18 protein-coding genes and 1 pseudogene are annotated in these 22,646 nt (G+C 59.9%); 7 read left to right on the plus strand and 12 right to left on the minus strand.

Annotated features, from left to right (window positions below; translation table 11 throughout):
- Positions 1–132 precede the first annotated feature (132 nt).
- The 4 genes from BEN48_RS17630 to BEN48_RS17645 form a co-directional block, all read right to left on the minus strand.
- On the minus strand, positions 133–1,368 hold the full coding sequence (locus BEN48_RS17630; RefSeq protein ID WP_070736511.1) for an MFS transporter: 1,236 nt from the start codon (positions 1,366–1,368) through the stop codon (positions 133–135).
- Between the two features lie 104 nt (positions 1,369–1,472).
- On the minus strand, positions 1,473–2,426 hold the full coding sequence (locus tag BEN48_RS17635; RefSeq protein ID WP_070736512.1) for an alpha/beta hydrolase: 954 nt from the start codon (positions 2,424–2,426) through the stop codon (positions 1,473–1,475).
- Between the two features lie 63 nt (positions 2,427–2,489).
- On the minus strand, positions 2,490–4,829 hold the full coding sequence (locus BEN48_RS17640; protein ID WP_083321193.1) for a TonB-dependent receptor: 2,340 nt from the start codon (positions 4,827–4,829) through the stop codon (positions 2,490–2,492).
- A gap of 224 nt (positions 4,830–5,053) precedes the next feature.
- Complete coding sequence (locus tag BEN48_RS17645) at positions 5,054–5,395, minus strand: hypothetical protein (protein ID WP_070736514.1); 342 nt, start codon at positions 5,393–5,395, stop codon at positions 5,054–5,056.
- A gap of 148 nt (positions 5,396–5,543) precedes the next feature.
- On the opposite strand from BEN48_RS17645, the gene BEN48_RS17650 reads away from it, so the two are divergent.
- A complete protein-coding gene (locus BEN48_RS17650; protein ID WP_125932715.1) occupies positions 5,544–6,050 on the plus strand; it encodes a hypothetical protein in 507 nt (168 codons plus the stop codon).
- 144 nt (positions 6,051–6,194) lie between these two features.
- Positions 6,195–8,027: a molecular chaperone HtpG gene (gene htpG / locus BEN48_RS17655; protein ID WP_070736569.1), complete on the plus strand. Its 1,833-nt coding sequence runs from the start codon at positions 6,195–6,197 to the stop codon at positions 8,025–8,027.
- A gap of 195 nt (positions 8,028–8,222) precedes the next feature.
- On the opposite strand, the gene BEN48_RS17660 is transcribed toward htpG, so the two are convergent.
- On the minus strand, positions 8,223–9,137 hold the full coding sequence (locus BEN48_RS17660) for a class I SAM-dependent methyltransferase (protein ID WP_158010240.1): 915 nt from the start codon (positions 9,135–9,137) through the stop codon (positions 8,223–8,225).
- 109 nt (positions 9,138–9,246) lie between these two features.
- Here BEN48_RS17660 and BEN48_RS17665 point away from each other — a divergent pair, with 109 nt between their 5' ends.
- The 4 genes from BEN48_RS17665 to BEN48_RS17680 all read left to right on the plus strand — a co-directional run bounded on the left by BEN48_RS17665 (position 9,247) and on the right by BEN48_RS17680 (position 13,623).
- On the plus strand, positions 9,247–10,218 hold the full coding sequence (locus BEN48_RS17665) for a YpdA family putative bacillithiol disulfide reductase (RefSeq protein ID WP_070736517.1): 972 nt from the start codon (positions 9,247–9,249) through the stop codon (positions 10,216–10,218).
- Between the two features lie 640 nt (positions 10,219–10,858).
- Entirely contained in the window at positions 10,859–11,590 is a 732-nt protein-coding gene (lptB, locus tag BEN48_RS17670; RefSeq protein WP_070736518.1) for an LPS export ABC transporter ATP-binding protein, read from the plus strand.
- A gap of 146 nt (positions 11,591–11,736) precedes the next feature.
- Positions 11,737–13,281, plus strand: a complete 1,545-nt coding sequence (locus BEN48_RS17675; protein WP_070736519.1) for a GH3 auxin-responsive promoter family protein — start codon at positions 11,737–11,739, stop codon at positions 13,279–13,281.
- A gap of 144 nt (positions 13,282–13,425) precedes the next feature.
- Positions 13,426–13,623 carry a hypothetical protein gene (locus BEN48_RS17680; protein WP_070736520.1) on the plus strand — a complete coding sequence of 66 codons (198 nt, stop codon included), beginning with the start codon at positions 13,426–13,428 and terminating at the stop codon, positions 13,621–13,623.
- Between the two features lie 41 nt (positions 13,624–13,664).
- Here BEN48_RS17680 and BEN48_RS17685 read toward each other — a convergent pair whose 3' ends face one another.
- From BEN48_RS17685 to BEN48_RS17700, 4 genes and pseudogenes are all read right to left on the minus strand, one after another.
- Complete coding sequence (locus tag BEN48_RS17685; RefSeq protein ID WP_070736521.1) at positions 13,665–14,435, minus strand: TIGR00266 family protein; 771 nt, start codon at positions 14,433–14,435, stop codon at positions 13,665–13,667.
- Between the two features lie 143 nt (positions 14,436–14,578).
- The gene (locus BEN48_RS19310) at positions 14,579–14,974 is read right to left on the minus strand and encodes a hypothetical protein (RefSeq protein ID WP_070736522.1); all 396 of its coding nucleotides are present in this window, start codon (positions 14,972–14,974) and stop codon (positions 14,579–14,581) included.
- A 146-nt stretch (positions 14,975–15,120) separates the two neighbouring features.
- Positions 15,121–16,663, minus strand: a pseudogene (gltX, locus tag BEN48_RS17695) (glutamate--tRNA ligase).
- Positions 16,664–17,046: 383 nt separating this feature from the next.
- Complete coding sequence (locus BEN48_RS17700) at positions 17,047–17,430, minus strand: Rid family detoxifying hydrolase (RefSeq protein WP_070736523.1); 384 nt, start codon at positions 17,428–17,430, stop codon at positions 17,047–17,049.
- Between the two features lie 48 nt (positions 17,431–17,478).
- On the opposite strand from BEN48_RS17700, the gene BEN48_RS17705 reads away from it, so the two are divergent.
- Positions 17,479–18,180: a 3-hydroxyacyl-CoA dehydrogenase family protein gene (locus tag BEN48_RS17705; RefSeq protein ID WP_070736524.1), complete on the plus strand. Its 702-nt coding sequence runs from the start codon at positions 17,479–17,481 to the stop codon at positions 18,178–18,180.
- 223 nt (positions 18,181–18,403) lie between these two features.
- Here the strand turns inward: BEN48_RS17705 and glmS are convergent, their stop codons facing one another.
- The 3 genes from glmS to BEN48_RS17720 form a co-directional block, all read right to left on the minus strand.
- Complete coding sequence (gene glmS / locus BEN48_RS17710; protein ID WP_070736525.1) at positions 18,404–20,239, minus strand: glutamine--fructose-6-phosphate transaminase (isomerizing); 1,836 nt, start codon at positions 20,237–20,239, stop codon at positions 18,404–18,406.
- Positions 20,240–20,309: 70 nt separating this feature from the next.
- The gene (locus BEN48_RS17715; protein WP_070736526.1) at positions 20,310–21,833 is read right to left on the minus strand and encodes a DUF4270 family protein; all 1,524 of its coding nucleotides are present in this window, start codon (positions 21,831–21,833) and stop codon (positions 20,310–20,312) included.
- Positions 21,814–22,629 carry a glycogen/starch synthase gene (locus BEN48_RS17720; RefSeq protein ID WP_070736527.1) on the minus strand — a complete coding sequence of 272 codons (816 nt, stop codon included), beginning with the start codon at positions 22,627–22,629 and terminating at the stop codon, positions 21,814–21,816. The genes BEN48_RS17715 and BEN48_RS17720 overlap by 20 nt, the downstream gene beginning before the upstream one ends.
- Positions 22,630–22,646 lie beyond the last annotated feature (17 nt).

Here is a 22,646-nt window from a genome sequence, read left to right on the forward strand (position 1 = left end):
CAATGAACAAGGCGTGGTAAGTGCACAGACACCGCATGCCCGAGCCGCAGGCTCGAAACCAGTGAGCAACGCGTAGCAGACGCGCGCCAGCCCTGCTTCCACCTGATACCTGACAACCAAACTATCAACCAATTACTCCACGTAATCCAGGTCTTTGCCGTAGCTCTCGGGTAGCGTGCTCACGGCCCAGAAGGCCAGGACCAGGGTGATGCCCCCCAGCACGGCCGCGCCCATGAGAAAGCCCAGCTCGCCGCTCAGGTATTTGAAGGCCGGTACCAGGCCCACCACCGCACCGCGGGCAAAGTTGGGCGCCGTGGTGGCCACCGTGGCCCGCAGGTTGGTGCCAAACTGCTCGGCGGCCACCGTCACAAACAACGCCCAGAACCCCACCGACATGCCCAGCACAAAGCACACGGCATAAAAAGTAGTGGTGGAAGCGCCTTTGATGCCGAACAAATAGACGCCCACCAGTACCGCACAAAACACCAGAAACACCTTGAGGGCCTTGTTGCGGCTGTGCCACAGTTGGCTGAGCGCCCCGCTCATGAAGTCGCCAAATACCAGCCCGAAGTAGCACCAGAACACCGCCAGCCCGGCCGTGACTTCGCCCTGCAGGCCCAGCGCCCGGCCAAATTCCGGCGCCAGCGTGACCAGTATGCCCACCACAAACCACAGCGGCACGCCAATGAGCAGGATGCGCAGGTACTTGCCCAGCCGCGCCGGGTTAGTGAACAAGCTCAGGAAGTTGCCGCGCACCACGGCTGTCTGGGCCTGCACCTGCTGGAACATGCCCGACTCGAACACGCTCACGCGCAGCAGCAGCAGCGCCAGGCCCAGCCCGCCGCCCACAAAGTAGGCGTTGCGCCAGCCCAGCTGCTGGCCCACCCAGTAGCCCAGCATGGCCCCGCTCACGCCCACGGTGGCCACTATCATGGTGCCATAGCCGCGCTTTTCCTTGGGCAGGCTTTCGCTTACCAGCGTGATGCCCGCGCCTAGCTCCCCGGCCAGGCCAATGCCGGCAATGAGCCGCAGCCAGGCGTATTGCTCCACGGTCTGCACGAAGCCGTTGGCCAGGTTGGCCAGCGAATACATCAGAATAGACCCGAACAGCACCGACAGCCGGCCCTTCTTGTCGCCCAACACGCCCCACAGAATGCCACCGAGCAGCATGCCACCCATCTGCATGTTAATCAGGAACAGGCCCTGGTTGGTGACCTCGGCTGGGGCCGTAATGCCCAGGTCCTTCAGGCTCTCTACCCGCACAATGCTGAAGAGAATCAGGTCGTAAATGTCGACGAAGTAACCAAGGGCCGCCACAATGACGGCAGCGGAGAAAAGGGAGCTTTTGGCGGGTTGAGAGGCTTGCATGGCGAAATGTAATACCAGCCGGAAGAACGTTGTGCTTACTTTAACAGGACTGCTCGCCGCCAGGCACTTTAGCTGCTGCGGGCCTGCCCCGCTGCGGGCCTGCGCTACTGCCCCAGCGTGGCCAGCCAGGTAAATATTTCCCGGTACACCTGCTCCCGCACGGGCTCCGATGACAGCACCAGGTCGTGCATGCCGCCGGCAATGGCTTGCACCGTCACGCGGGTGCCCAGCCGCGGCGCCAGCGCCTGAATGTCGAGCACGTCGAGCACGCCGTCGGCCCGAAAATAGTCGTCGCTCCAGCCGCTGGTCCGCACCGTGCGGTCGGAATGCAGCACCAGCACGGGCTGCGCAATGGCCAAGCCGCGCCGAACGCGCCGGTGGCCGGCGCCAATGGCCCGCAGCCATCCGAGAGACACCGGGAACGGCACCAGCGGCTTCCAGAGCAGGCGGTAGTCCCACTCGCCCTGGTAGTTCTGGTGCAGGCTCAGGCCGTATTCCGGGGGCAGGTCGCTGGGCGGGCTGATGTTGGGTAGGAACCGGCCCAGGGCCGCTGCCAGCGGAATAGCTACCTGTTTTTTCAGCCAGGGCTGGTTCATGGCCAGAAACGGACTGTTGAGCACCAGCGCCGATACTACAGCCCGCTGGATGCCCTCGTGCGCATAGAGAGCCGCCACGAGGCCCCCGGTGGAGTGGGCGCACAGCACCGCCGTGGCGTAGCCCTCGGCCTGCACCACGGCCAGCGCCGCGTCCAGGTCGGCGTAGTATTCGCGCAGGTCGCGCACGTTGTTGGGGCGCTGGTGGGGCAGCCACGAGCGGCCGTACTTGCGCAGGTCGAGGGCGTAGAACTGGTAGCCCTGCTGCTGGTAGCGGTGGGCCATTTCCCGCTGAAAGAAATAGTCGTTGAAGCCGTGAACGTACAGCACCGCCCGGGCAGCCGGGCCCTTAGGCCGCAGCCGCACCAGCGTGCACTGCACCTCACCCTCGTAATCGTCGGGCTGGGGCAGCACGCGCTGCTCAAAATCGGGGCCCAATACGTCGGGCTGGTAGGAAGCGGACATAAGGAACCGTTACGCAAAGCGGAGCCAGCCGGCTAAACACGCCCCAATGGACATGCCCGCCTGTTACTTGAACGACAGCGGCACCACCAGCCGCACGCTCACATTGCGCCCCTGGTTAAACACGCCGCGGCGCCCGTTGGCGTTGTTGAAATCGGCGTATTTCAGGCGGCTGAGGTGGCTCTGGTAACCCACATCGAACAGGTTGTTGGCCGTGATGAACAGCGAGCACAGGGTTTTTCCCGCCGCATTGGCCAGGTCCGTGCCCAGGCCCGCGTGAATGAGGGTGTAGCCCGGCGTGGCCGTTTCGGTATCGAAAGCCGAGAAAAACCGGTTTTGGGCAAAGTTGTGTTCCAACTGCACGCGGGCGTAGGGGTTGGTGAGGCGCTTGCCCTGGCGGCGGAAGTTGGCTCGCAGCTCCGACTGTAGGCGGTCGGCCGGAATGAAGGGGAGGTAGCGCTCGGCCTCGGGCCGGTTGAGCTGCTGGGCCCGCACCATGGAAAAGGAGTTTTCAAAGTGCAGCCAGTCGAGCGGGTGGGGGTGGAAGTCGAGGCTCACCTCGCCGCCCAGCAGGCGGGCCCGGCCCTGCTCGAAGCGAAACACCCCATCGCCCTCGGCACTCAGCGAGTCGGTCCCGGCGGGCGTGAGCAGGCGGCGCGTAAAAATGTAGTTGTCAATGGTATTAGTGAATGCATCCACGCTGAAGCGCACGTGGTCGCTCACGTAGCTCACGCCGGCATCGGCCTGCAGGCTGGTTTCGGCCTTTAAGTTCGATTGCCCGATTTCGTAGCGGATGGTGCCCTCGTGAATGCCGTTGGAGCCCAGCTCGGCAATGTTGGGCGCGCGGAAGCCGCGCGCCAGGTTGCCCTTCACGGTCAGCGTCTCGTTCAGGCTGTACGCCGCGCCCACGCTCCCGCTGTAGTTGCGGAAGGTGCTGGCGAAGCCCGCAAACTTGGTTTCGGCGTCCGGGGTGGTGCTTGCCGTGGGCCGCTCGTCGGCGTCCAGGTACAGGGCATCGGCCGTAATGCGCCGCAGGTCGTAGCGCAGGCCCCCGCTGAGGTCGAGCGCCCCAATGGTCTTTTTGGCCACCGCAAACGCCCCGCCTTCGTTTATGCGGTACGCCGGAATCAAGAATTCCACGCCCAGGTTGCGGTTTTGCTGGTGCAGGCCGCTGCCGCCCAGGGTCAGGTGCCAGCCGTTGCGCTCCGGCAGAAAGTAGCGCAGCGAGTAGTCCAGGGTGCGCAGCTGGAAGTAAAGCGACGTTTCGGCCGGGTCCAGGGCATTGCCGTACTCGCGGCGCAGGTTCTGCTGGTAGCTGCCCTGCAGCGTGAGGCGGGCCCCGTTGTCGCCCAGAATCAGGTTGTTATCCAATCCCACCCGCAGGTGGTTGATTTGTTGTTGGGGCACGTCCAGCGCGTAGCTGCGCAACTCCTGGTCGTTCACGAGCACGGCCCGGGTGTTGGGGCCATCGGCAATGTCTTTCAAAAAAATGCCGGTCGCGGAGTCCCGCGCGCCTTCGGTCAGCCCTACCCGCTGGTTGAAGCTGCTGAAAGTGAGGTGCGAGTACCCCCAACTTTTGTTCACGCCCACGTAGCCGTTGGCATCCCATTCATTAAAGCCCGAGTTGTACACGCGGCCGTCGTAGCGGTTTTGGTAGGCGCCGGCCACTTTGCGGGTGCCGCGCGCCAGCCAGTTAAACCCATTGAGGTTGCCGGCGTTCTGAAATGAGTAGCCCTGCTGGCTGTTGTTGGTTTGGTAGCTGGCCGTGGCCACGCCCGTAATGCGGCCCTCGTCCACGGGGTCGGGCGCCACGAAGTTGATAACGCCGGCCATGGCATCGGAGCCGTAGAGCAGCGAGCCCGGCCCCTTGATAATCTCGGCCCGGTCCACGCTGAATTCGTCGATTTCAATGCCGTGCTCGTCGCCCCACTGCTGGCCTTCCTGCTTGGCGCCGTTGTTCAGGGTAATCACCCGGTTGAAGCCCAGGCCGCGCACCACCGGTTTGCTGATGGCTGCGCCGGTTGTAATCTGCGTCACGCCCGGCGTATGGGCAATGGCATCAATCAGGTTCGAGGCCGCCGTTTGGTTTAGCCGCGTGTGGTCGACCACGGTAGTGGGCACGGGCGAGCGGCGCAGCTCCGTGGCCTGCGACACGCCGGTTACCACCACCTGCCCAATTTCGGTAGCCGCCGCCTCCAGCCGCACCTCCAGCGGCTGGTCGCTGCCCGTGTCTACGAGCTGCGTCACGGTGTTGTATCCCAACGAGCGGACTTGCACCGTAAAGCGCCCCCGAGGCAGGTTCGTGAAGCGAAAGCCGCCGTCGGCGTCGGTAGCGGTGCCTCTTTTTAAATCAACAAAAACAACATTGGCCCCGGGCAGGCCTTCGCCGGACGCGGCGTCGATGATGCGGCCCGTGAAAGGCGGGGCCGCGGCCGCAGGCGGGGGTTACTGATTGGGGCCGATTGGGCCACTAGCACCAAAGGCAAGAACGCCAGACCGAACGAGAGGGAAAACCGATATATAATGGATTGCATGGAAAAAAGCTACGCCGCCGCCCAAGCCGCAGGCCCGCAGAAGGACACGGCCGCGGGAGGGGCGGTTTAAATCAGGAAAAATTGAGAATGCCGGAACTAGGCGCGGCTGGGCGGCCCGCGTAGCGCGCAGGCCCGTGCGAGCAGGCCGGCCGGAGGGCGCACCGCCAAGGGGGCTTCCTGCGCGGCATAGCCGGGCCACACGCGGGGCATGGGTACGCGTACCGGCACAGCCGCCTGAAACGAAGCATTGTAGAAATGCTCTACCTGGCAGTGCTTGTGTTCGGCGCTTACCAGGGACTTGCCTTTGTGGGCAGCAGCTGGGGCGTGCGCCGGCTCTACTGTGGTGTGCGCATGCGCGTGCAGCGCCAAAATCCAGGCCTCGGGCAGCAGCGTCCGCGTGAGACAGAGCAGCAGTAACAGAGCGATATGAGAGCGCAAGGCGGACACAAATGCAAATATGGGATAAAACAAACGACGGCTCCGGCAATACTTCGTTAAACTTTTGCCGTTCATCGCAATCCAATGGATTGGATTTTGTCGTAACCCGTATAATAACTTGCCCAAAGCAGCCGCGCTCAACTTTTTTGTGATTATAACCACCATTCCTGACCTTTCGCTGCAACACGACCAAGCCTTGGGCTTGCTGCGTGTAGAGTGGGCGTCGGGTCAGGACATGCGCACCTTTCGCAGCAGTGCCGAGCAGCTGCTGATACTGGCTCGCGAGCTGGGCGTGCGCCACATGCTGCTGGATATGAACACCTTTTCCGATATATCGGTGTATGACCAGGTGTGGCTGGGGGTGAACTGGATGCCGCCGCTCACGAAGCTGCCGCTCGAGCGTGTGGTGCTGGCCATCAGCCGACGGCGCGTGCACAATCAGTTGGCCCTGGACTCGCTCATTGCCATGTCGCGGCCGTTTATCAAGTTTGATATCCAATTTTTCTCGTCCGCCGTGCCGGGCATGCATTGGATATGCGACTACTCAAGCCGCCTGCCGGCCCTGCTCATGGAGTGGGAGGCAGTGCATGGCTTGGGTATTGGTGCCTCAGACGGCGTGGCTGAGCCGCGCTCCCTGTATAGCCGCAGCCACTAGTCACGCGCAACCCGTGCCCTCCCCGCTGTCAATCTGACAGCCTTTCTTGCCTTGGAACGCCCTTTGAATGCCGTGTATGCCGGGGCCCGGCCCCCTGTGCCCGGCCATTCCGTCCGCATCCAACCGTTTCCCTATCCCCTTATCATGCAAGAAACCGGCTCCATCTCCATCCATACCGAGAACATCTTCCCCATCATCAAGAAGTTCTTGTACTCCGACCACGAGATTTTCCTGCGGGAATTAGTCTCGAACGCCGTTGACGCCACCCAAAAGCTGAAGAGCCTGGCCCAATTGGGCGAGTTTAAAGGCGAGCTGGGCGAGTTGAAAGTGCGCGTGACCGTGGACAAAGAAGCCCGCAAAATCACGATTTCCGACCATGGCCTGGGCATGACGGCTGAAGAAATCAAGAAGTACATCAACCAGATTGCTTTCTCTGGCGCCACCGAGTTTGTGGAGCAATACAAGGAGAAGGACGCCGCCACCAAAGACCAGATAATTGGGCAGTTCGGCCTGGGTTTCTACTCGGCCTTCATGGTGGCGAAAGAAGTTGAAATTTGGTCGAAATCGTACAAAGAAGACACCGTGACCGCCCACTGGGTGTGCGACGGCAGCACGCAATTCACCCTGGACGAGCCCACCGGCGAGCACGCCAAAACCGAGCGCGGCACCGACATCGTGTTGCACGTAGCCGAGGACTCTGACGAGTTCCTGGAGGAAGCCCGCCTGCGCACCATCCTCACCAAGTACTGCAAATTCCTGCCCGTTCCCATCGAGTTCGAGGGCCAGCTCATCAACGACACCAGCCCCATCTGGACCAAGCAGCCCGCCGAACTCACCGACGAGGACTACAAGAAATTCTACCAGGAGCTCTACCCCATGAGCATGGACGAGCCCCTGTTCTGGATTCACCTCAACGTGGACTATCCCTTCAATCTGACGGGTATTCTCTACTTCCCCAAGGTGAAGGACGAGCTGCAGTTCTCGCGCAACAAGATTCAACTGTACTCGCGTCAGGTCTTCATCACCGACGAGGTGAAGGACGTGGTGCCCGAGTTCCTCATGCTGCTGCACGGCGTGATTGACTCGCCCGACATTCCGTTGAACGTGAGCCGCAGCTTCCTGCAGGCCGACGCGGCGGTGCGTAAAATCAACACCTACATTACCAAGAAGGTGGCCGACAAGCTCAGTGGCCTCTTCAAGCAGGACCGCCCCGGCTACGAGGAAAAGTGGGGCGACATCGGCATGTTCGTGAAGTACGGCATGCTCTCGGATGAGAAGTTCTACGACAAAGCCAAAGACTTTGTGCTACTCAAAAGTGTGAACGACAAGTTGTTCACCATTAATGAGTACACCGAGCACATCCAGGCCAACCAGCAGGACAAGGACGGTAGCACCGTGGTGCTCTACACCAACGACGCCGAGCACCAGCACGGCTTCGTGGCCGCCGCCCAGGAGCGTGGCTACGACGTGCTGAACTTCGACCACATCCTCGACCCGCACTTCGTGGGCCAACTGGAGCAAAAGCTGGAAAAAACCAGCTTCAAGCGCGTGGATGCCGACACCGTGAGCAAGCTCATCGAGAAAGACACCACCACCGAAAGCGTGCTGAGCGAAGACGAGCAAACCAAGCTCTCGGACCTCTTCAAGTCGGCCATCGCCAACGAGGCCATGCACGTGAAAGTAGCGGCCCTCTCGCCCCAGGACGCCCCCGTGGTCATCACCCAGAACGAGTTTATGCGCCGCATGAAAGATATGCAGCGCACCGGCGGCGGGGGCGGCATGCAGATGTTCGGCGCCTTCCCCGAGTCGTACGACGTGACCGTGAACGCCAACCACCCCCTCACCCAAAAAGTGCTGGCCGAAGGCGGCGAGAAAATCGCCAAGCAGGCGTTTGACTTGGCCTTGCTGGCCCAGGGCATGTTGAAGGGCGAGGCCCTGACGCAGTTTGTGAAGCGCAGCACGGAGTTGCTGGAGTAGTCGCGCTTGGCGTCAACCTCACCCCCTGACCCCCTCTCCAAAAAAGAGGGGGCACCGGTTATGCGTGACTTGACTTTGGCGTATAAAAGAAAAGGCCTGCTGCACAGCAGGCCTTTTCTTATTCATCTAAAGCTGAACCGGTGCCCCCTCTTTTTTGGAGAGGGGGTCAGGGGGTGAGGTTGACGCGGAGGGCGCTTACTTCACGTTCCGCGCCACCACAAACATCCTGTCTCCAAACCGGCCGGTCAGCTTATTCAAATAGTACGTAGGGTACTGCCCGGCCAGCTTGCCCACCTTCTCCACCGCGCTGCCGCCCAGGCGAATATTCTTCGGCGGCTTCACCGGGTTCAGCAGCTCCACCACTTCAAAGCCCTGCTGCTTGAGCATCTTGCTGATGGTGGCGGGGGTGAATTCGAATAAGTGATAGGGCGGAATATCCATCTTGCGCTCCTTACCCAGCAGGCCGTAGGCGGCAAAGCCCAGGCGCACCGTGGGCAGGTTGAGCGTGGCGGGCAGCGCCAGCACCAGCAGCCCGCCCGGCTCCAGAATGCGGTGGAACTTGGCCAGCGTGGCGGCGGGCGAGAGCAGGTGCTCCAGCACATCGCCCATGTAGGCCAGGTCAAACTGGTTTTCGTGGAAATCCTCGGTGGTTTCAATGTTGCCGGTCACCACGGGCAGGTGCAGCTCGCGGCGGGCAAAGTCGGCGGCGTGCTCGGATATTTCGAGGCCGTGTGCCTGCCAGCCTAGGTTCTCCAGGCTTTTGAGGGTGTAGCCAGGGCCACAGCCCACGTCGAGGTAGCGGAACTTGCGGCCGGGGTATTTCGCCAGGATGTAGTTCGTGAACTTGTCGGGCCGCACCTGGTTTAATGCGCTCTGCTTCTGGCCTTCTTCAATGAAGACGACCTCCTGCTGGGTGCGGTCGTAGTTGGGCCGCTCCGTAAAATAGTCCTTGCCGTAAAGCCGTTCCAGCTGCGCGGGCGTGGGCTGGGGGTCGAGAAACATCAGGTCGCAGCGGCGGCACTGGGTGCCTTGCAGCTTTTGGCCCTCGAATTCGTAATAGAAAGGCAGCTTCTTAAAATCGGTGCTGCCGCACAAGTCACAGGTACGCATGGCGCAAAGGTCGGTGCTGCCACACAAATCCCGGATACGCAACGCGCACCGTGGGAACATGGTGTGGAAACGCGCCAAGGTGCGCTTCCAGAAATACATTCATCCACATATGCTCGACGTACTCATCATCGGGGCCGGCCCCGTAGGCCTGGCCTGCGCCCTCGAAACCCAGCGCCGCGGCCTGCGCACCGCCGTGGTCGAAAAGGGCGCGCTGGTCAATTCCATTATTGGTTACCCCACCAACATGGAGTTTTTCTCCACGCCCGAGTTGCTGGAAATCGGCGGCTATCCGTTTCCTACCAGCCACTACAAGCCCCTGCGCGAAGACGCCCTGGACTACTACCAGCGCGTGGCCCGCGACGAAAAACTGACCCTGCGCCTCTACGAAAAGGTGCTGAAGCTGGAGGGCGAGCAAGGCGACTTCACCGTGACCACCGACAAGGGCGAAATCCGCACCCGCAACGTGGTAGTGGCCACCGGCTTCTACGACCTGCCCAACCCGCTCAACGTGCCCGGCGAAGACCTGCCCACCGTCAGCCACTACTACAAGGAGCCGTACCAGCACGTGGCCCAGCACGTGGTGGTGGTCGGGGCCAAAAACTCCTCGGCCAAAGCCGCCCTGCAGCTCACCCGCGCCGGGGCCACCGTCACGCTCATCGTGCGCGGCCCCGCCATCAGCGACTCCGTGAAGTACTGGATTCGCCCCGACCTCGTCAACCGCATTGCCGAAGGCCGCATCACGGCCCACTTCAACGCCACCATCACCGCCATTCACCCCGAGGCCGTGGACATCCGCACGCCCGACGGCCCGCTCACCGTTCCCACCAACTTCGTGTACGCCCTCACCGGCTACCACCCCGACGAGGCCCTGCTCGGCCGGCTCGGCGTCGAGCCCGACCCTGCCGACGAAGCCCGCGCCCCGCTCTTTGACCCCGCCACCCACGAAACCACCCGGCCCGGCCTGTTTGTGGCCGGCACCGTGTGCGGTGGGCGCGCCACCAGCCGCTGGTTCATCGAAAACGGCCGGCACCACGCCCAGCTCATCGCGCAGCACCTGGCGGCGCAAGTGGCCGTTTCGTAGGTTCTTGCTTAGATAAGCGCCCACGCTCAGCTGGTCGGCGATGGCGTAGCTCACGGTGGGCTGCACGTGAATGGCGCGCAGCGTGATTTCGGTGAGGGCAAAGCGGCTCTCCCACCCTTTTTGTACTTCAGCGTGGAGCCTTAGGGCGTGTAAACCGAAATGCCGGCCCGGAACCTTTCTTGGTGCCAAAGCTGGCGTACACGTTAAGCGGCGTCACGGTCGTGTTTTCCAGCTGGCGCTGGGGGCCACCGCTTGCTGGCCGAAACGCCAGCCGGGCAAACGTGGCGCATGCGCCCACCTGCACGGCGTTTTAGCGGAGCACGGCCATGGCACCGGAGGGCATAAACTGCGCAGCTTGTTCCATGGAAAGGCCCACCCATGCCAATGCTCTGCTGACTGGGTAGGTAAACCTGAAAGCCGTCCTGGTGGGCGCTGGAAGCGCCCACCAGGACGGCACCACCTGCAAAGAGCAGGTTTTTTTATTATCATAACAGAAAAAAAGAATTTGGGCAGGTAATATTTTGGGGGTAAAAGGAAGAAATGTTGTAAACCATTTGTTAGGCGTGCCTACTAATTTATGCCGCATTAAACGTTTGCTGGGCTATCGGCCTGCCGTGGCGCTAGTCCATACCTTTGCTTTATGATTCTTCGCGCTGACCACCTCGTCAAAAAATACAAAGCCCGCACCGTCGTCAACGACATGTCGGTGACGGTGGAGCAGGGCGAAATTGTGGGGCTCCTGGGCCCCAATGGCGCCGGCAAAACCACCTGCTTCTACATGATGGTAGGAATGGTGAAACCCAACGCCGGCCGCATTTATCTTGACACCACCGAGATAACCAACATGCCCATCTACCAGCGGGCGCGGCTGGGCGTGGGCTACTTGGCCCAGGAGGCCAGCGTGTTCCGCGACCTGAGCGTGGAAGAAAACATCATGGCCGTGCTCGAGATGACGAGCATGAAGAAAGACGCCCGCCATGCCAAGGTCGAGGAGCTGTTGGATGAGTTCAGCCTCACCCACGTGCGCAAAAACCTGGGCAAGGTGCTGAGCGGTGGCGAACGGCGGCGCACTGAAATAGCCCGCGCCCTAGCCGTGGACCCCAAATTTGTGCTCCTCGATGAACCCTTTGCGGGCGTCGACCCCATTGCGACCGAAGAAATCCAGGGCATCGTGTCCAAGCTCAAGCACCGCAACATCGGCGTGCTCATCACCGACCACGACGTGAATTCCACCCTCAGCATCGTGGACCGCGCTTACCTGCTCTTCGAAGGCAAGCTGCTCAAAGCCGGCACCGCCGAAGAGTTGGCCAGCGACGAAACCGTGCGGCGCGTGTACCTGGGCAAAAACTTCGAACTGAAGAGAAACGTGTAAGTTTTGGAGAACAACGATACAGCACGTCATGCTGAGCGCAGCCGAAGCAGTTCTACCAGGGGAGTAATCCAATCGAAAGGATTTACTGTTGCAGTAGAGCTGCTCCGAAAAGCTCAGCATGACGTAGAACCGCACCCTAAAACCCTATGCTCGACCAGCTATTAGCCCGTGCCGTTCAATGGGGGAGCTTGTCCCGGCTGGCCCGCCTGCGGGAGCGGCCGCTGGAAGTGCAGGCGCAGGTGCTGCGCCACTTGCTGGTGCGCGCCCAGGGCACCGAATGGGGCCGGCGCTACGGCTATAATGAGCGCCTGACGCCGGCCGAATTTAGCCGCCGCGTGCCCGTGAGCACCTACGAGCAACTTTACCCGGAACTGGAAAAAGTGATGCGGGGCCAGTCCGATGTGCTGTGGCCGGGCCGGCCGCAATGGTTTGCCAAGTCGAGCGGCACCACCAACGCCCGCAGCAAGTATATCCCCGTCACGGCCGAAGCGCTGCACGGGTGCCACTACCGTGCCGGGCGCGACATGCTGGCGCTGGCCACGCACTTCTACCCCCAGGAGCGGTTGCTCGCCGGCAAAACCCTGTCGTTGGGCGGCACGCACACTGCCAACCCGCTCCGGCCGCCGGGCGCCACGTCGCGGGCCGGGGATGTGTCGGCCGTTATCATGCAGCAGCTGCCACGGTGGGCCGAGCAGCTGCGCACCCCACCGCTTGCCCTGGCCCTGCTGGATGAGTGGGAAGAGAAAATAGAGCGCATTGCGGTGCACGTGATGCACCAGGACGTGCGCACCCTTGCCGGTGTGCCCACTTGGATGGTGGTGCTGCTGCGCCGCGTGGTGGCGCTGGCCGGTGTGCCCGACATTACGCATGTGTGGCCGCACCTGCGGCTGTTTTTGCACGGCGCAGTGGCCTTTGGCCCCTACCGGGAGCTGTTTCGCCAGCTCATTCCCGATGCGCGCATGCGCTACCTCGAAATCTACAGCGCTTCCGAAGGCTACTTTGCCCTGCAGGACCAGCCCGAGAGCGAGGACCTGCTGCTGCTCCTCGACCACGGCATCTACTACGAATTCCTGCCCGCCGACCAGTGGGCCAGCCCCAACCCCCGCCCCGTGTCGCTGGCTGAAGTAGAGCTGCACCGGCCCTACGCCCTGGTCATCAGCACCAACGCCGGGCTGTGGCGCTACGTGGTGGGCGACACGGTGCGTTTCACGTCGCTGGGGCCGTACCGGGTGCGCATCACGGGCCGAACCAAGCATTTTCTCAACGCCTTTGGCGAAGAAGTGGTGATTGAAAATGCCGAAGCCGCCGTGGCCGCCGCCAGCCAAGCCACGGGGGTGGCCGTCCGCGACTTCACCGCGGCCCCGATTTGGTTTGCCGTGGGCAGTGCCACTTCGCGCGGGGGCCACGAGTGGGCCATCGAATTCGCGTCGGCCGACTCCCCCGACCTGGATAGGTTTGGCGCCGTACTCGATGCCACGCTGTGTGCCCTCAATTCAGACTATGCTGCCAAGCGCCACCGCAGTTTGGCGCTGGCGCCCCCCCGGCTGCATGCCGTGCCCTCGGGCACTTTCGAGGCCTGGCTTGGCAGCCAGGGCAAGCTGGGTGGCCAGCACAAAGTCCCGCGGCTGCTTAACTCCCGCGATGTTTTGGAGGCAGTATTGCGCGCCGCTTCCTGCCCCGGCCACAACTAGTGCCCAGCCCACTCCCTTGGCAGGCGAAAGTATTGGCCCGGAAAAACCAACCATTTGCTGGGCACAACTGATTCTTAGCCCGGTACGTACATGGGTGTCTGCTGATTACTTAGTAATATTACCGCAATATTTCCAACTACGCCATTGCAGACGATACATCCATCTTCGAACAAAACGGCTTACCAGCGCCCTTACAAGTCCCGTAGCGAACGCCGCCAAGCCGACCGCCGCAAGCACGACGAATCCGGCGACTACAAGTTTCTGGTGCGCGTAGGTATTGCTATTGGGCTGGTGATAGCCGTGGTGTTGGGCTTCGTGATAACAGGCCTTGCCGAGGGCTAAAAAGGCACGCCTTAACACGTTGCGGTGGTCGCCCTGCGGGCTTACTCGCCCAGCAGGCCGCCGAGTACCCCGCCGCCCTCCTTTTGGGAATTGCCTCCGCCTGGCGCCAGGGCACGAATGAGCTTTTTTACCGGCATGGATTGAATCCAGACCCGGCCGGTGCCGCGCAGGGTGGCTAGCATGAGCCCTTCTCCGCCAAAAATCATCGATTTCAGACCCCCGGCGCGGGCAATGCTAAAATCAATGCTCGGCTCAAAAGCCACTACGCAGCCCGTGTCTACGCGCAACAGCTCGTTGTTAAGCTTCTTTTCGATGATGGTGCCGCCGCCGTGCACGAAGGCTTTGCCATCGCCGGTGAGCTTTTGCAGGATAAAGCCCTCGCCGCCAAAAAGACCCGCGCCCAGTTTCTGGTTGAAGTGCAGGCTGATTTTGGTGCCCCGTGCCGCCGCGAGAAAACCATCTTTCTGCACAATGAGGCCGTTGGGCATGTCGCCCAGGTTCACGGGAATGATGGTGCCGGGGTAGGGTGCCGAAAAGGCCACCCGGCTTTTGCCGTAGCCCCCGCGGTGGGTGAAGTGCGTGAGAAAGAGCGACTCGCCGGTAATGAGGCGCGTACCGGCCGAAAACAGCTTGCCCATCAGGCCCTGGTCGGGCTCGGAACCGTCGCCCATCTTGGTTTCAAACGCAATGCCCTCGTCCATGTAAACCATGGCTCCGGCCTCCGCGATTACGGTTTCGTTGGGGTCCAGCTCAATTTCAAGCACTTGAATGTCGGAACCGAGGATGCGAAAGTCAACGTCGTGAGAAAGCATGGTACAGAAAAAATGGGAAAGGAAGTGAGAAGTGCGGGTTCGTTGTATGACGAAGCTTACTGCATCGCCGCATACAGCAGGCTGTGCCGCCACGGCCGCCCATCGGCTGCCAAGCAGTGGTCAGAAACTGTCTGGCGCGGTGGCTAGTCCTTCTTGGATGAGGTGCTGCGGAGTTTGGCAGCCGCAGCATCCGGGTTGGCTGCGGCTTTTTTGCGCTTGGCCTCCTGGCTACTGCGCTTCATAAACTCTTCGTCGCTTTCCTCTGGCTCGGGCGCATGCTCGGCGTCGGCAATGGGGAAGTCTTCGTCGTCGGCATCGTCTTCGCCGGGCTTTTCACCAAACTGGCCAGCGCGGTCCACCAACTTTTTGTCGCGCACGTGCCGGCCCAGAAATTGGTTTATCTGCTCGATGCTATAGTTTGAGGTGATTTCGCCCAACGGATTAACGCCGATTTCGAAGCCCTCCAATTCCTTGTGAACGCGGGCTTTCTTGTCGGGGTCCTGAGTTTTCGACTTGGGTTTTACGGGTTTCTTGGCCATGGTGGGATAATGGTGAGGCTACGACTAATACATCACTTTACGCAAACCACGGCCGAGAGGTGGCGTGCCGCCGCAGAACCTAACGCAGAAGGGCCGGCCATCGGCCAGCCCTTCTCACTAAATGCCGCATTATCCGGTTTTCGAAGCTAGTTGCTTAGTGAGCTCGCGGCGGTTCGCAAGCGGGTAGCTACCTCGTCCGTGCCTAGAATCACCAGGGTTTCGAACAGGTCGGGGCCGCGCGGCGCCGGTCGCGGCCACGCGCAGGGCTTGCAGCACCTGGCCTGGCTTGAGGCCCTGCGCTTCCATGGTTTGGTTGAACAAGGTTTTCAGGCCGTCGGCCGTAGCATCGGAAGCAGTGGGAATGGCCGCTGCGTAGGCGACGAGGGCTGCTGCTACTTCGGGATTCCACTTTTTGCTGATTACGGCCTGGTCGTATTCCGTGGGTGCCTGGAAGAAGTACTTGGCTTCCTGCCAAAAGTCGTTCGGGAAGCTTACCCGCTCCTTCATCACGCCCACTATCTGTTCGGCTTTTGCCCGCGAGCAGGTGATGCCGTGCTCGGTGAGGGCCGTGAGCAGGTAAGGTGCCAACTCGGCATCGGGCTTGGCGCGTAGGTAGTGCTCGTTGAACCACTTCACCTTGTTCTGGTCGAACTTGGCCGGTGACTTGCTCACGCGCTCAATCGAAAACGCTTGAATCAGCTCGTCCATAGAGAAAATCTCCTGCTGGGTGCCGGGGTTCCAGCCCAGAAAGGCGAGGAAGTTCACCAGCGCTTCGGGCAGGTAGCCTTCTTCGCGGTAGCCCTTGCTGATGGTTGGTTCGCCGGTTTCGGCATCGGTGCCGTGCCATTCCAAGGGGAACACAGGGAAGCCCAGGCGGTCGCCGTCGCGCTTGCTGAGCTTGCCGGTGCCGTCGGGCTTCAGTAGCAGGGGCAGGTGGGCAAACTGCGGCATGGTGCTTTCCCAGCCCAGGTAGCGGTACAGCAGCACGTGCAGCGGCGCCGAGGGCAGCCACTCCTCACCCCGAATCACGTGGGAGATTTCCATCAGGTGGTCGTCCACGATGTTGGCCAGGTGGTACGTGGGCATGCCGTCCGACTTCATCAGCACCTTGTCGTCTACGGCGCTTGAATGCACCACCACCCAGCCGCGAATCATGTCCTGAAAGCGGATTTCCTCCTTGCGGGGCACCTTCAGGCGAATCACGTACTGTGCGCCGCTATCAAGCAGGGTCTTCACCTCGTCCTCGGGCAGGGTGAGCGAATTGCGCATCTGGGCGCGGGTAATGCTGTTGTACTGCGGGTTGGGCACTTTGGCGGCCTGCAGGCGGGCGCGCATAGCGTCCAGCTCCTCTGGCGTATCGAAGGCATAGTAGGCGTGGCCGCCGGCAATGAGCTGGTCGGCGTACTGCTTGTACATGGGCTTGCGCTCGCTCTGCTTGTAGGGGCCGTGGGGGCCGCCCACGCCCTGGCCTTCGTCGATGACGATGCCGCACCAGGCCAATGCCTCCAGAATGTATTCCTCCGCGCCGGGTACAAAGCGGTTTTGGTCGGTGTCCTCGATGCGCAACAGCATCTTGCCGCCGAGCTTGCGGGCCAGCAAATAGTTGTACAGCGCAGTGCGCACGCCGCCAATGTGCAGCGGCCCGGTGGGCGAGGGCGCAAAACGCACCCGAACTTCTCTATCAGTCATAAAGCAAAAAAAGCGCACTCCGTCGGCCGGAACGCGTCGCAAAGGTAACGCCGCCACTCACTAGCGCGAAGCGTTATCTCCAGACTGCTACACGGGAGCGGGAGGCGCCGGAGTAAAGACCGCTCACCCCACTGGTGGTAATCAGGTGGGGCTTTTGGGGTGGGTGAAGTGCAAAGCCCCGCAGCACTACTGCACAGTCCCGGAAACAGGGAAGCGCTGTGTTGCTCGGAATGGGGACTTGTATAGACCTCTGCAGGAATTCGAACAAGCTGGTCATCCTGAGCTTGCGAAACACCTTATCGCGCTTGAATTACAAGCGTTTGATAAAATCTCATTTGTGATAAGGTCTTTCGCAAGCTCAGGATGGCAGACTGCCTTACTTTCTACGCGCCCACGGCGATGCAGGAAATCTCAACTTCCACATCACGGGGTAAGCGGCTCACCTCCACGGTTTCACGGGCGGGTGCCGTGGCGTCTTCAAAGTAGGAGCCGTACACTTGGTTGATGGTCGCGAAGTTGCTGAGGTCTTTTACAAAAATGCTGCACTTCACCACATCGGTCAGGGCCAGGCCGGCTGCAGCCAGCACCGCAGTGAGGTTCTTGAGTACCTGATGGGTTTGGGCGGCTACGTCGCCGGCTACCAGCTGGCCCGCCGCATCCAGCGGTATCTGGCCCGAAACGTACACGGTGTTGCCAGCCTTCACGGCTTGGGAGTAGGGCCCAATGGGGGCGGGAGCTTGGTCGGTGAGGATAATCTGGTGGGCCATGAGTGCGAATGGTTAAGGTATCTTTGGCCCAAAGTAACTACCGAAACCATGCACATTCTGGTTATTGACGGCCACCACGTAGAAGCGGAGTTCCGCGCGAAGTTCGGCCCGGCGCACGATTACAGTTTCTTCAACACGAACTATTCAGACCGTGCTGAACAGGACCGTATGGTGGAGAACATGCTAGCTGCAGCCGATACAGTTGACGTGGTTTTTAGTGGTGAAGGCGGACAGTCATATTTGCTTTTCGCTCATTTAACTATCCCGGTTTTTGTAGAAGCTTCTGATGAATCTCTGATTGAAAGTCTGGAATATGAGGGCGTTGCCCTTGATGCGCTGCTATTTGGATATTGCGGCCTGCCCACTCTGGTAAACCGTCCACTTCTGGAAGTGAGTGTTTGGAACGAAAATAACCGCCAAAAGCTGGCCGAAACCTGCGCCGCCCTCGGCACCGACTACCGTGTGGTAGCCGACCGCGTGGGCTTGGTCACGCCCCGCGTCGTCTGCCAAATCATCAACGAGGCGTGCTTCACGTTGCAGGAAGGCACAGCCAGCATGCAAGACATTGACCTCGGCATGCGGCTCGGGACCAACTACCCACGCGGGCCCTTTGCTTGGGCCAATGCCATTGGTGTGGAGCGGGTGTATGCCGTGCTGGAAGCTATGTGGCACGATACCCACGACGAGCGCTACAAAGTGTGCCCCCTGCTGAAGCGACAGGCACTGAGTGGCGAACCGTTCAACATATAGTCAGCCATTTTTTAGGGAGAGCCGAAATTAGTTTCAAATGAGGAAGCACCGCCCATGTTATGGCGCGGACGGTTTGGCGACTACTTTTTTCGCGCCAAAGTAGTTAGGCTAAGCCGTTGGCCGTATCCTGTTGTTTTCTTTTTAGTTGCAAAAGAAAAGGCAGGACCCACGTTACCGTTTGTCCTGCCTTTCACAGTTTTACAAAGTTGTTAGGTTCTCTGCCCTACTCCACCGTCACCGACTTGGCCAAGTTGCGGGGCTGGTCCACGTTGCAGCCCCGAAGCACCGCAATGTGGTAAGAGAGCAACTGCAGCGGCACCACCGACACCAGCGGCATCAGCACTTCGCTGGTGTGAGGTACTTCAATCACAAATTCGGCCATGGCTGGAATGACGGTATCGCCCTCGCTCACCACGGCAATGATGCGGCCTTTGCGCGCCTTCACTTCCTGGATGTTGCTCACCACTTTCTCATAGGAGCTGTCGCGCGTGGCAATTACCACCACGGGCATGTGTTCGTCAATCAGGGCGATGGGGCCGTGCTTCATCTCTGCGGCGGGGTAGCCTTCTGCGTGGATGTAGCTGATTTCCTTGAGCTTGAGCGCGCCTTCCAATGCAACGGGGAAGTTGTAGCCGCGGCCCAGGTACAGGAAATTGGTGGCATCCTTAAAAATCTCGGCAATGGCCTGAATCTCTGTGTCAAGCAGCAGTGCCTTCTCTACTTTAGACGGAATGGTATCCAACTCCACCATCAGCTCCCGCAGCTTGGTGTCGGTGATAGTGCCGCGCTTCTGGCCCATAATCATGGCCAGCAGCGTGAGCACCGTCACCTGAGCGGTGAATGCCTTGGTAGAAGCTACGCCAATTTCCGGCCCGGCGTGAGTGTAAGCACCCGCATCGGTAGCGCGCGCAATGCTGCTGCCCACTACGTTGCAGACTCCGAAAATGGTTGCGCCTTTGCTCTTAGCCAGTTCAATGGCGGCCAGCGTGTCGGCCGTTTCACCGCTTTGCGAAATGGCAATTACGATGTCGCGCTCCGTAATAACCGGGTTGCGGTAGCGGAATTCCGACGCGTATTCAACCTCCACCGGAATGCGGGCCAAATCCTCAATCAGGTACTCGGCCACCAGGCCAGCGTGCCACGACGTGCCGCAGGCGACAATGATGATGCGCTGAGCATTCACAAACTTTTGCTCGTACGCCCGAATGCCGCCCATGTTGAGGTGGCCTGCCTCCAATTCCAGGCGCCCGCGCATGGAATCGAGGATGGAGCGGGGTTGCTCAAAAATCTCCTTCAGCATGAAGTGCTCGTAGCCGCCTTTCTCAATGCTCTCGAGCTCCATTTCCAGCCTCTGGATATAGGGGGTCTGGCTTACGTCCTCTTTGCTGCGAATCTCCAGTTGCCCATCGCGGATAACCACAATTTCGTAGTCGTTCACGTACACAACTTCGTTGGTGTACTCAATGATAGGAGTCGCATCCGAAGCAATAAAGAATTCGCCCTCGCCAATGCCAATTACCATCGGCGAGCCTTTGCGGGCTGCGATGAGCTGGTTGGGGGCATCCTTGCTGAGCACCACAATGGCGTACGCGCCCACTACTTCGTGCAGGGCCAGGCGCACGGCCTCTTCCAGAGAACAGGCGTTCTGCTTTTGGATTTCCTCAATCAGGTTCACGAAAACTTCCGTGTCCGTATCGGAATGGAACGTGTGGCCCTGCTGCTGCAAATGCGTCTTTAGCGCCGCGTAGTTCTCAATAATGCCATTGTGGATAATGGCAATCCGCTGAGAAGTAGAGTAGTGGGGGTGAGCGTTTTCATCATTAGGCTCGCCGTGGGTAGCCCACCGGGTATGACCCATGCCCACATTGGCGTGCGTGTCCTTGTCCGCGATGTAAGCTTCCAAGTCGCTAACCTTGCCTTTCTTTTTGAAGACATTGAGGTCACCATTGAGCAAGGCTACGCCCGCAGAATCGTAACCGCGGTATTCGAGCCGACGCAGGCCTTTGAGAATAATAGGGCAGGCCTCACGATGGCCCAAATAAGCGACAATGCCGCACATGGCAGAAGAATTAATTAATAAATAGAATTGAAAAGCAACAGCTCACTAGCGACGTACTTACCAGCCTTGACTAGCGCTTGGTGTAATACACGCGAAGACTGATGTTGTTAGCATCAATTACAGCTCGATTCAGCGACAACGTAAGGGCCGAATTAATGTTCGGCACCAGCACAAGTGCCGCCGGATTACCATCAAGCTTATTGGCAATGTAAGCCTGTAGATAGCTGGTGATAAGCAAATTGTAGTAGGGTTGCGTTGCACTGGAATTCACCAGCGTGCCAACAGACGGAACTCCAGTAGCTAACTGGTTTGACCCGTCGGCTTGTACCACGCGGTCGGTTGGAATGAAATTGACAATGCGCTGCAGGGGCCTGTTGTTGGCATCTACCTCGAGGGCATAGATGGCGGCAGGATTCGTAAGTAGCGCGTTGCTAAAGGGCTTTACGGGCACTCGTAGCTCCGCGCGGTTGATGATGACGCCGGGCGTGGCCAGCAGTTTATCAAGGCTTTTAAACGTCACGCGTGTGCCCAGGCCAACACCATCCTGCAGGTAACTGGTACCACTCAGAACCCCGGAATTGCCGGATACAGCCTGCGTTACATCGGCCAGCGCATTGAGCGGGGTACCACTCAAGTCGTTGATTATTTGTGTGTAGTAGCGTGGGTCACTGGCTGGGGCGCTGGTTGGGGCACCGTTAATGCCGCTGTAAACCGAACCAAAAAACACGGAGAATGAGCGCCATTTCCGGCGTACCGTGGAGGGCGGCGCCGGAACAGCGCCATCGTGGAAAAATAAGGCTAAGCGGTGGTTATACGCCCGGCCAAAACTCACAATGCCACTGGAATAGCCTGCACTTGGCGTGATGGCCAAGCCTTTCAGCAGGCCATCGAGCTGGGCCTGCGTAAAGGTGGTGCCCCGCAACGCCGGGAAAAACGTGGTGCTGAAGAATGACGAAGCCACGGCTGGTGCCGGAGCAAACGGTGCGGCGACGGCCGAAGTACGCTGCAATACCAAACGGACCGTCTGGTCTGGAACAGTGGCGGTGGTAGCCGGCGTGGTTCCGGTAGCCGCCGTAGTCACCTGTACGGTGCGGTTGAGGCGACCCGTGATGTTTTGGCCCAGCGCCGGGCTCACCGTGGGCGTATTCGAACCGCTGTTGTAGGATTGCCGCTCGTCAAGAGGAGCCTGCAGGTTGAAAACGTCGAACTGCGCCGGCGTGGTCAAACTGCCGTCCACCTTGTCGAACCCCATCACCAAAACCACCGAGTCCAACACCGGCGTCGTCAATGACGACGGCAGCGAATCTTTGGAACTAACGGTAATGGTGTTGAGGTAAGCCCTTGCTTCGGTTGTGCCAGCAATGTTGTCGCTCAGCCGGCCCACCAGGAACTGATTGGCTTTGAGGGTTTGCACCGGAGCGATGCGCACGGTGGCCACGTCAAGCAACGGGGTTTTGTATTCGATATACTCGGTACTGGTGGATGCCGTGCCGGGCAGGTCCACATTCAGGTCGGTGCCTTCGTCGCAGCCGGTCAGCGCCAGTGCGGTGAGAACTACCAGGGGAGCATAGCGGCTAGTTAGCAGCCAGTTCATTGTAGAGCGCTAGGTAGGAAGAGTGCAGGTTTTCGTCGGTGGCTACCTGGCTTAGCCGGTTGTGAAGGGCGTATTCGGTGAACATGCCGTTCATGTTGTCACTAAAGTCCTCATCGGACCGGACCACAGTATCTGCATATTCCATGCCCATCTTAATGAAGCCGCTGAAGTCCGCCGTTTTTAGCGACGCCAACATGGAGTCGTCGATGTCCAGCATCTTGGCTTTCTCGAGGATGTTGCCCTCGAATTTGTCGGAGAATTCGTTGTTGTAGATTGAGAACACCGACTTCGCGTCCTTGAACACCGGGTCCTTTTTGTAGGTCGTCTTCAGGTACAGCGGAATCAGGCCCGTCATCCAGTCGCTGCAATGCACGATGTTGGGGGACCAGCCGAGTTTTTTCACCGTCTCAAGCACACCTTTGCAGAAAAAAATGGCACGCTCGTCGTTATCGGCGTAAAACTTGTCGTTTTTGTCAACCAAGGCCGACTTCCGGTGGAAATAATCTTCGTTATCGATAAAATAAACCTGCAGCTTGGCCGTGGGAATAGAAGCAACCTTGATAACCAAGGGTTTCTCGTCGTCGCCCACTGCAATATTGATACCCGAGAGGCGCACTACTTCGTGCAGCCGGTTCTTGCGCTCGTTGATAATGCCAAAACGCGGCACGAAAATGCGGATTTCGCATCCCATTTCCTGCATGCTGGCGGGCAACCGACGCAGCATTTCAGCCACTTTCGTGGTCTGCAGAAAGGGGTCAATTTCGGTGGCCGCGTAAAGGATTCGTAGCTTCGACATAAGGGATTATTGAAGAG

Origin of the sequence: Hymenobacter glacialis (genome assembly GCF_001816165.1) — a bacterium.
Classification (GTDB): Bacteria; Bacteroidota; Bacteroidia; order Cytophagales; family Hymenobacteraceae; genus Hymenobacter; species Hymenobacter glacialis.